A 9026-nucleotide genomic window follows, 5' to 3' on the forward strand; every position below is an offset into this window, starting at 1 on the left:
TATCTAACGCTAAGGAACTCGGTACTTATAACACGCGTTCTTCCTTTCAGTTAGGACGGAAAGTTTTAACTTTCTCAGAATTGTGCCACCGCTCACCTCGCAGGCTTTTTTAGTCTGTTAGCACCATTGCGTTGCATCTTCAATTCTGCAAGTAATCATTGCACTTTGCTTGGGCGTGACTCTTCCTTGTCGCACTTTAAATAGCACTCCCCTGTATTTCTGTTTCTTACGTACATCTTGTTACATATTAATTTTCTTAATGAAAACAATTGATTAGCTTAGTGTTAAGTGGTCTGCCTTGATGTGATTTTACTAGTGGGCATGGCTTATGCCCCTTCTTTGATGTTGATGACATTTATTGTCCTTTAAATCAGGAAAAAGAATGGGTCTAGAAAGTTATGTCTACTGCTCGGCGTTATCCTAAACATACTTTTGTTTTTATTGTCATGTCCCTTGCCTGTGTGAGTGCTAGCATTTTTATTTCAGGTGTTACCTGGAATGCCTTGCTTATTGCCTTGCTTGGTGTCATTGCTCTTGCTTTGATGCTTTGGCAATGTGCTTCTGCTCAGGCATTGCAGCAGTTAGCGCATTTGCTTCAACTTCCGGATAGTCAGTATCGCGATTTACCTTTAGAGGGTTTAGGTAAAGATGAAAGCCTAAAAGCCTTCAAGGATTATTTACTTAGCCATGAACGCTCAGAACAAAGCAAGGAGGAGTACTTTGCTGAGTTTGTTCATATGGCCAGAGAACTCTCAATTAGTGCCTTGTCGGCATCAACCAATGCAAAAGAGCAAAAGGCTTCGATTACCTCATCAGCAGCGGCTGTGACTGAGTTGAGTCAGAGTGTGGAAGATGTAGCGGCACAAATCAAATATGTTCACGACGACATAGAACGCTCGCGTGAGCAGACAACTGAAGGTATCGCTGAGGCCCAATCTGCCACAAATGAAATAAGCCGTATGGTCGGTTTATCTAAAGAAAGTGAGGTACTGGTTACAGAGTTGTTGGAGCATACCAACAATGTCGCAGCGATGTCGAAAATCATCATTGATATATCGGAGCAGACTAACTTGCTATCGCTTAATGCTGCGATAGAAGCGGCGCGAGCAGGCGAACATGGGCGAGGGTTCGCTGTGGTCGCAGACGAGGTTCGAAGTCTTTCAATTCGTTCTAGAGAGTCAGCTAATGAAATAACCGAAAGCATCAATAATGTGCAAAAACGAATGGTAGGCGTTACCGATAAGTCTTGTCAGGTAATGCGTGCTGCAGAAGATAACGCTGCGCGTATCAACCAGCTTGAAGGCTCTTTGGGAACGATCGCAAATATGATCGATAGCATTACAAACAAAATGCTCGTGATTTCGACAGCAACGGAGCAACAGAATATTGCAACGCGTGAAATCTCCGAAAATGTTGAGGCTTTATTAGGTAGGGCAAATGACAATTCCGTCATTGCAGATGAGACAGTTAAGGTTGCAGAGTATCTTGCAGACCGCGCTGAACGCTCACAAGCTAGTATAGAGAAGGAGTAAAGTTTGTCAGGTTTATTAATAGCGTTCGTCACCATTATTCTTGGGGTGCTTGTTTGTGTTAAGGCGATGAGCAGTAAAAAACGTAAGCACATTGAGGCCTTGTATACCAATATTGGATTGGTTAAAAACTTAAAGGTATTACTTATATTCATTCAGCAACATCGAGGCCTAAGACGGGTTATCTTCATGGTGATCGGTCTTTAGATAATGCTGTCAGGCAGGCGAAGCAACGAGTCGATAATCAGTGGCGAGTAATTGAGAACGACCACCCCTTAATTATAGAGGATCAGTTGTTCGAAGGTATCTCAACTCACTGGAAACGTCTGTCGTTTCGTTGGCAGCAGAAAGCAGTGACTAACAATATTGAACAGCACAATCGGCTTATTATCAACTTGCTGTACCTGATAGAAAATCAAGCAGAAAGTTATCTACCCATGCTTAGTTTTGGTCGTGACTCTGGGTTAGATGTTATTTGGAAGGAATTGCTTGAGACAATTGAAGCGATTGGGCAAACGCGTGCTATTGGTATGGGGGTCGTAAGTTGGATCAAACAGAAGATAATAGGCGTCTGTCTTCAGCACTTCTAAGTCCATCAACCCAACAGGCAACGCAATCCCATCTTTCTTAGCTTTCAGTTCCCGAGTCATTATAGTTAATTACCCAGTCAGAAGTCTTATGAAATTCAGGTGACTCAAAACGATGTCTCATGTTTAAGACAGATTCGTAGAAGACATCTTCCAATAGAAAGTTCACAATAAATGCCGGAATAAAACCACCCGGCTCAGTATGCCCTTGCCAGACGATTCTGGTTTTCTCGTTGCCTTCAGGAATCAGTACTAGTTCATTATTAACTTTAGGTGTTCGAATAACACCTTCATTTTTGGGTAGAGCATCGCCTTCAAACCATTCTTTAATTCGAACGACTTTTGAATCAGTTTCCTGTGTTAGTTGCTGGCCTGCGACGATATCTCTGTCAGCCAGTGGCCAGGGTAAACCCATTCTCATATAGATTTTTCTGGAACGTTCATCGTCAAAGGGCTCGATTTCATATGCGTCTACCATGTCTTTGACCCATTCAGGGAAGGTCTTGATATCAGAGAAATTGGCAACAATATTAGATAGCTTTGATTGCACCACTTGCTCTGCTTTAAAGGCAATAAAGTCACTGCCCGGCCAGTCGCGGGTAAACACCTTGATGCCATTTTTTTCTAGCATTAAGTCCCAACCGCTATCGTCCAGGGCCGGAGGGAGGTCAGTTCGATAGGCTTCAAGCTCAGCAGAGACGGTCGTAGAAAAAATACTTAATGTGACCATCAAATATTGAACGGTAGAAAGTACAGTATGTTTCATGAATTTATTACCTAACTAAGCAGTGTCTAAATCATTTTACTTTGAAATTTAGACCAGTAATGTGAGTTGCTCGGCATTGTTTCTTACTGACGTGATACAAGGAATATGTCTCGATATGTGGTTATTTATATCTATCATGCCGCGCATAAAGTTTGTCATAGATAAACTGTCTGAACCAACGATGCATTGGGTCATGGTGCATCCGTGCGTGCCAAAACATGGCGATCTCTAAGGGTGGAATGGGGAAAGGAGCGCTAACGACGGTAAACTTATCCTGGTCGACATAACGTCGAATAAAACCACTGGGTAACAGAATCATATAATCGGTCGCGGCGATGATTTCCAGCGCAGCAAAAAAGTGTGGCACCGTGAGCGCGACCTTTCGTTGTTGACCAATGCTTTTAAGGTAGTCATCAACCGGACTTTTGCTGGTGCCTGAGGAGCTAATTACGATATGGTTCATCCCAATATATTCTTGTAAGTCTATCTTTCCTTCAGAGGGATGAGACTTCCTGATAACGCCTGCGTAGTTATCTTGAGCAACGATGCGTTGGTGTATGTTATCGGGTGGAGAGGTGACGCCACCAATCATCAGGTCTACCTGATTATGTTCAAGCTCAGTGAGTAGGCTTGAGCGCCAATCAACTGTTGATAAACTTAACTTTGGTGCGGCTTCTTGCAATAGCGGAACTAATTTTGGTAATAGGTTATTAGTGCCATAGTCGGTCGTTGCAAGTCTTAAGGTACCTTCGTAATCTTTAGGGCTGAACTCGATAGGGTCAAGTAAAACACTGATTTGCTCGAGTGCCTGATTCACTAAGGGAAGCAGTTGTTCAGCGTTCTTAGTCAGTAATAAACCTTTTCCAGAGCGCACAAGTAATGGGTCTTGAAAGGCTTCTCTTAGTTTACCCAAGGTTCGGCTAACTGCTGATTGTGTGAGGTTTAATTGTTCTGCCGCCCGTGTGACATGCTTTGTTTCCAGCAACAGTTTTAATACTACAAGGCTATTCAGATCGAACTGGCGAAGTGTGACTAGATTCATGAGCAAGGCTAACCCACAGCTATTGGTATAATTTAAAATCATAACATACATAATAATAATGAATTGTATTTATGTGTTCTCTGCCTGCATACTGAACTCGAATTTTTTGATCACTCGTTGTAAAGAGGTCGTTATGAGCAAGCAAACTGAAGCGTTATATGAAAAGACTATTGAAGTGCGATGGGCTGACTGTGATGCGAATCAGCATATGAGGCATTCTGCTTATTCTGATCTGTGTGCGCATACTCGAGTTGCGTTTCTTAATGAGATCGGTATGACGGCGAAGTGGTTTAAGCAACATAATGTAGGCCCCGTTCTTTTTAAGGAAGAGACTGAGTACAAAGCCGAAGTTAATATAGGTGATGAGTTGCGCGTAACAGTGGAGCCAGGTGAGCCAACAGGTTTTACCAAAACTGTGCAGATGCTACAAAATATCTATAAGGCCAATGGTGAACTATCGGCAGTTCATCGTTGTGTGGTGGGCTGGATGGACCTTGAAGCGAGAAAGATAATTGAGTTGCCTGAAAAGATTAAAGAGCTGTATTTGATAGAAGCGCTAGTAGAGGTCTGATTCTTTAGTGGTGTTCTTAATCGCTCAGGTTTTGAATGTCGCTATTAGTCTCATATAGACTGTGTTGTATGGTGCGTTAGCCTACTTTATTAGTTTCCTTAGCCCCACTCACATGGTCTTCTTACGCGATATGGTATTTACCCAAGACGGTAAAGTGTGCTCTAGTAATGCCAATCTACCGGTTTATGCAATAGAAGGGAACTACCCAAGATACTCTGTATCGATGAGGATGCCTTCGCGCCGGAAGCTTCGATGACTAATAAAAAACAAGGATCAGAGGCAGCACACTAATGAATCAAAAAACAATTTATATCACCGGTGCAGCGAGTGGCATTGGCCAGGAAATCGCACGGCGCTACGCAAAAAATGGTGCCAACCTGGCACTATTCGACCTTAATTTTGATGAGCAGGCAAAATCGCTTATTGAGGATCTAAGGCATAACTCCAGTCAGGGTATTGCCTATTACGAAGCCGATGTGACAGACCTGGATGGCCTGCTTAAAGTAGTTTCAGAAGCGGCGTGTCATGTGGGATTACCAACGATAGCCTTGCATTGTGCAGGTATTAATCGCACTGGTTTATTTGAAGCTGTACCAGCTAAAGAGTTTGAGACTGTTGTGACAGTTAACCTTTTTGGTTCTCGTAACTTTGCTCAGGCGACTATTCCTTTATTGAAGAAAAACAAAGTGCCTAGCAAGTTAGCCTTGGTGGCTTCTATGGCAGGGTTGGTCGGTACTTATGCCTATACCTCTTACAATGCCTCTAAGTTTGGGGTGGTGGGTTTAGCTCAGGCCTTGCGCACCGAACTCGCGCCTGAAGGTGTAGCGGTTCAAGTGATTTGTCCGCCAGAAGTTGATACGCCGATGGTGCATGAAGAACACAAAACTATTCACCCGGTTACCTTGAAGCTAAAACTTACAGCCGGTGCACTGACCTTGGAGCATGCGATTGACGATATTATGAAAGGCTTGGAATCGAAGCGTTTTTACATCATTCCAGGCAAGCTCGCCCGGATGACCTATTGGATGAACAGACTGATTCCCGTAAAGCTAGTTAATTTCTATATTGATTCGATTGTCAGAAACGTATTGAAACAACAAAAATAATAGGCAGGCCGCAATGAAGAAAGTATTTATTACCGGCGCAAAAGGTTTTATCGCACAAAGTCTGGCGCGTTGCCTAAATAAAAAAGGTATCGAGACCTGTGGGATTGATCTAAGTGCCAATCAGGAACAAAACATCATACAAGCTGATTTATTTGAGCCAGAGAGATGGCGAGACATGCTAGCTGGTTGTGACACCCTCATTCACACGGCTGCAGTGGTCTCTAATGCTGCAACAGAAGAGGAAACCTGGCGCGTTAATGTGTTGGGTACGCAGACTGTATTAGATGAAGCGGCAAAGGGTGATAACAAAAAGCGCTTTCTGCACTTTTCCTCCGTTGCCGCGTTGGGCTTAAGTCACACCGGAGCAATGGATGAAAATACTGCCTTGAGGGCTTGTGGTCAGAAATATTCAGACTCAAAACTAGCTAGCGAGCACCTGGTGCTGAATTATAATAACGCTGGAAAAGTGGATGCCACCATTATCCGCCCTGCAGATGTCTACGGTCCGGGCTCCCGACCCTGGACCGTGACGCCAATTGACATGATGAAGCAAAAGAAATTCATCGCCCCGAAAGAAGGTATGTTCGGCCCAGTGTATATTGATGACTTGGTCGAGGGCTGTTATTTGGCACTGAACTCAGACAAGGCAATCGGACAGATTTATATCCTATCAGGCATGGGGCAGGTGAGTAATCGGGAGTATTTTTCTTTTTTAGCCAAAATGTTAGGTTTGGACTCGGCAAGAACACTTTCCAAACAGGTGCTTTATCCTATCGCTTTTGCCGCGGAGCGAATTGCTCATCTTGTCGGTAAACGTACAGAATTAAATCCTTCTACCGTTGCGATGCTATCAAGGCCTAGTGCTAAATATCTCCATGATAAGGCCAGTGCAGAGCTAGGGTATCAGCCTAAAGTTAGTCTTGAAGAAGGGATGGCTAGGAGTGAGCAATGGCTGCGTGAGCAGGGAGTGATATAAAACTACCTCATCATGTAGACAGAAAGTCCCAACCCTCGCTGAGGCGACTGATTACTATGAGCTTTAGAGTCTGGCTCGCTCAATTTTTTGTACAAGATAGGCGCTGCTTATTTTCAGTCATCACAATAATTCGCTCTGGTTGGGATAAAAAATATGACGGCTTCATGCCTAGCATCATATTAAAAGTATGGGTGCAATGAGATAGGTCGACAAAACCCGCATCAATGGCGGCGTCGGTTAAACTCTTTCCTCTGCTGATTTCGACTGCGGTGACAAATAACCTATGCCATTGACGATACCTGCGTATGGGTACGCCTGTTTGTTTTTTGAAGACTTTGGTGAGTCCAGGTACTGACAAGTTCACTGTATCAGCGAGACTCTCAATAGATAGGTTTGTGTCAATAGAATCCTTGATCAAATCGACTACCTTAGATACGCGTTTATCACTGTCAAAAGGCTTCTTTACACATGTTTTGAATAGGCTATCAATCTCATATTTGGTTTCGCTCGTGGAGCGTTCTGAGTCGTAAATATCAATAACAGACTGTCTGAATAATTGTTCGTTGCCAAACTCGCTAAAAACCCCTTGGCCCATATCGCGGCAGAGGTCGGATAAGGCGCTAAAGTCCCGTCCCATAACATCTAGATTACAATTTGCGATGACCTGATGTTGTGTATCTATCGTTACAGAGCAGCCAGGTTTTAGTAATACGCATGTGCTTTCAAAACAAATGTTCTGATCTTTTGACTCAACTTTAATAGGACCGCCCAGTGACAGGGTCAGAGTTGCAGCGCCTTGGGACAAGTTCAGTGGCTCTTCAAGCCTGCCAATAAAGAGCGTTCGTTCTTCCCATAGATACAGGAGAGACTTCTTGTTCATTGTTATTAGATCTCGGTACGTGTGTACGCTAAAGATAGGCCTTTTGAAGAAAATAGTCCTCTTTTTCATGTTAGTTATGAGAACCAAAACTCACTAGTGATAGAAAAACGAGGGGAGTATCAGATTATACAAGCGAAGTAGTAGGGCTTGGTGTCAGTGTTTAAAAGGCTGGTATTTAACTCAGTATAAAAATAAATTTGAGGATATATCTATGAAAAAGACACTCGCATTAACGGCTGCTCTCACATGTGCAGCAGCTGCTCCGACACAAGCAGGATTCTTTTCTGATTATTTTAGTTACACGAAAACAGAAAATCCAATCATGTTAGTCCCTGGAATATTTGCCTTCGACTCAATTTCTATTGTCGATTATTGGCATCAGATTCCGAGCGCTATTGAAAGTCGTGGTGGTGAAGCTTATGTAGCTAAGATCAATGCTTTTGATAGTTCTGTGGGCCGAGGTGAAGAGCTGATCGCTCAGCTTGAGGAAATTAAAGCAAGTTCCGGTGGACGAATCGAAAAGTTCAACCTAATGGGTCATAGCCAGGGTGGTATGACTTCGCGTTATGTAATGGAAACACGTCCTGACCTTGTTGCGTCGGTTACTACGATGCATACGCCACATACTGGTTCGCCTATTGCAGACTTGGTGACAGATTTAGCTCCACCAGAAACAATTCGTGGAACGTTATTTGGCGCGTTTGCTAATGCAGTCGGTGATCTAGTTAACTTGTTGTCGGACAATAAAAAGTCCGACTCTGATATTTACGCTATGTTGGGAGAGTTTAATGCTCAAGGTGCAGCACAATACAATGCAACTTACACGCATGGCTTACCGACAACTGAGTGTGGTAATGGGCCCTCGCAAGTGACGATCAATGGCGAAGATATCAAGCTCTATTCATGGAGTGGCACAGGTCATCTGACTGCTGTTGGGGATATTTCAGATCCCTTGTTTGCCATCACAGGTTTAGCGTTTGATTCAGGTGAAGATAACGACGGTATTACCGGGCGTTGTGCATCTCACTTTGGCCAGGTTATTCGTGATGATTACTTCATGAACCACATTGATGCCAATAATCATGTCTTAGGATTAACATCATTGTTCGAGACTGATCCAAAGACCTTATTTAAGAAACATGCTAACCGCCTTAAGAAGGCTGGCCTATAAACGATTCCTAGAGAATTATGTGCTTTCCAATTTGGGCAATCAGGCAAGCTTATACTGGAAATGCCGTTTTGGGGTCCTATGGGCCCCACTTTTTTAAGAGGTTATTATGACGATAAAAACCGGGTCGATTGCATCGATAGCAGTCATTTTCGTGGTATCGATTGCTTTGTATGAATACTTTGGTTACGCAGAAATAGGCTCGGATAGTGCGCCTGTTACTATGATAGAAGCCAGAAAAATTAACGAGTCTTTGTATCACAAACCCTATGAAGTGGAGGGTATCAAAGCGCTTTCTTCTTCATCACTCGCGGGAACTGATGTGAATCACAACTTAAGTGTTGATGAAAGTCAGAACTTGCTGGCTGATGAAGGTCTTAAAGATATGTTCGAATATTTCC

General features: G+C 43.4%; 11 protein-coding genes. 8 read left to right on the forward strand and 3 right to left on the reverse strand.

Annotation, left to right across the window (positions count from 1 at the left end; all coding sequences use genetic code 11):
• Nucleotides 1-398 precede the first annotated feature (398 nt).
• The 3 genes from A3757_RS14640 (at nucleotide 399) to A3757_RS14650 (ending at nucleotide 2119) form a co-directional block, all read left to right on the forward strand.
• On the forward strand, nucleotides 399-1532 hold the full coding sequence (locus A3757_RS14640; protein WP_068552952.1) for a methyl-accepting chemotaxis protein: 1134 nt from the start codon (nucleotides 399-401) through the stop codon (nucleotides 1530-1532).
• Between the two features lie 3 nt (nucleotides 1533-1535).
• Nucleotides 1536-1736, forward strand: coding sequence for a hypothetical protein (locus tag A3757_RS14645; protein ID WP_068552953.1), 201 nt, complete (start codon nucleotides 1536-1538; stop codon nucleotides 1734-1736).
• 146 nt (nucleotides 1737-1882) lie between these two features.
• Nucleotides 1883-2119, forward strand: coding sequence for a hypothetical protein (locus tag A3757_RS14650; RefSeq protein ID WP_156491858.1), 237 nt, complete (start codon nucleotides 1883-1885; stop codon nucleotides 2117-2119).
• A gap of 37 nt (nucleotides 2120-2156) precedes the next feature.
• On the opposite strand, the gene A3757_RS14655 is transcribed toward A3757_RS14650, so the two are convergent.
• A complete protein-coding gene (locus A3757_RS14655) occupies nucleotides 2157-2882 on the reverse strand; it encodes an START domain-containing protein (RefSeq protein WP_068516025.1) in 726 nt (241 codons plus the stop codon).
• A gap of 121 nt (nucleotides 2883-3003) precedes the next feature.
• Nucleotides 3004-3924, reverse strand: a complete 921-nt coding sequence (locus A3757_RS14660; protein ID WP_156508895.1) for a LysR family transcriptional regulator — start codon at nucleotides 3922-3924, stop codon at nucleotides 3004-3006.
• A 133-nt stretch (nucleotides 3925-4057) separates the two neighbouring features.
• On the opposite strand from A3757_RS14660, the gene A3757_RS14665 reads away from it, so the two are divergent.
• From A3757_RS14665 to A3757_RS14675, 3 genes are all read left to right on the forward strand, one after another.
• Nucleotides 4058-4495: a thioesterase family protein gene (locus A3757_RS14665; protein WP_068516029.1), complete on the forward strand. Its 438-nt coding sequence runs from the start codon at nucleotides 4058-4060 to the stop codon at nucleotides 4493-4495.
• A gap of 290 nt (nucleotides 4496-4785) precedes the next feature.
• Nucleotides 4786-5601 (forward strand): SDR family NAD(P)-dependent oxidoreductase, encoded by an 816-nt coding sequence (locus A3757_RS14670; RefSeq protein ID WP_068552956.1) that lies wholly within the window; start codon nucleotides 4786-4788, stop codon nucleotides 5599-5601.
• A 13-nt stretch (nucleotides 5602-5614) separates the two neighbouring features.
• On the forward strand, nucleotides 5615-6577 hold the full coding sequence (locus A3757_RS14675; protein ID WP_068552957.1) for an NAD(P)-dependent oxidoreductase: 963 nt from the start codon (nucleotides 5615-5617) through the stop codon (nucleotides 6575-6577).
• Nucleotides 6578-6656: 79 nt separating this feature from the next.
• Here A3757_RS14675 and A3757_RS14680 read toward each other — a convergent pair whose 3' ends face one another.
• Nucleotides 6657-7457 (reverse strand): helix-turn-helix domain-containing protein, encoded by an 801-nt coding sequence (locus A3757_RS14680; RefSeq protein ID WP_068552958.1) that lies wholly within the window; start codon nucleotides 7455-7457, stop codon nucleotides 6657-6659.
• Between the two features lie 211 nt (nucleotides 7458-7668).
• Between A3757_RS14680 and A3757_RS14685 the strand changes: the two genes are divergently transcribed.
• Together A3757_RS14685 and A3757_RS14690 are read left to right on the forward strand one after the other, a co-directional pair.
• The gene (locus A3757_RS14685; RefSeq protein WP_068552959.1) at nucleotides 7669-8628 is read left to right on the forward strand and encodes a triacylglycerol lipase; all 960 of its coding nucleotides are present in this window, start codon (nucleotides 7669-7671) and stop codon (nucleotides 8626-8628) included.
• 106 nt (nucleotides 8629-8734) lie between these two features.
• Nucleotides 8735-9026, forward strand: a 292-nt coding sequence (locus tag A3757_RS14690) for a hypothetical protein (protein WP_156506331.1), incomplete at its 3' end; no start/stop codon positions are given.

This window comes from Oleiphilus sp. HI0117 (assembly GCF_001635235.1).

Coding starts and splice junctions, on each gene's coding strand:
- A3757_RS14655 (WP_068516025.1), bottom strand. CDS start 2,882: ATGAAACATACTGTACTTTCTACCGTTCAATATTTGATGGTCACATTA.
- A3757_RS14640 (WP_068552952.1), top strand. CDS start 399: ATGTCTACTGCTCGGCGTTATCCTAAACATACTTTTGTTTTTATTGTC.
- A3757_RS14680 (WP_068552958.1), bottom strand. CDS start 7,457: ATGAACAAGAAGTCTCTCCTGTATCTATGGGAAGAACGAACGCTCTTT.
- A3757_RS14665 (WP_068516029.1), top strand. CDS start 4,058: ATGAGCAAGCAAACTGAAGCGTTATATGAAAAGACTATTGAAGTGCGA.
- A3757_RS14670 (WP_068552956.1), top strand. CDS start 4,786: ATGAATCAAAAAACAATTTATATCACCGGTGCAGCGAGTGGCATTGGC.
- A3757_RS14660 (WP_156508895.1), bottom strand. CDS start 3,924: ATGAATCTAGTCACACTTCGCCAGTTCGATCTGAATAGCCTTGTAGTA.
- A3757_RS14685 (WP_068552959.1), top strand. CDS start 7,669: ATGAAAAAGACACTCGCATTAACGGCTGCTCTCACATGTGCAGCAGCT.
- A3757_RS14675 (WP_068552957.1), top strand. CDS start 5,615: ATGAAGAAAGTATTTATTACCGGCGCAAAAGGTTTTATCGCACAAAGT.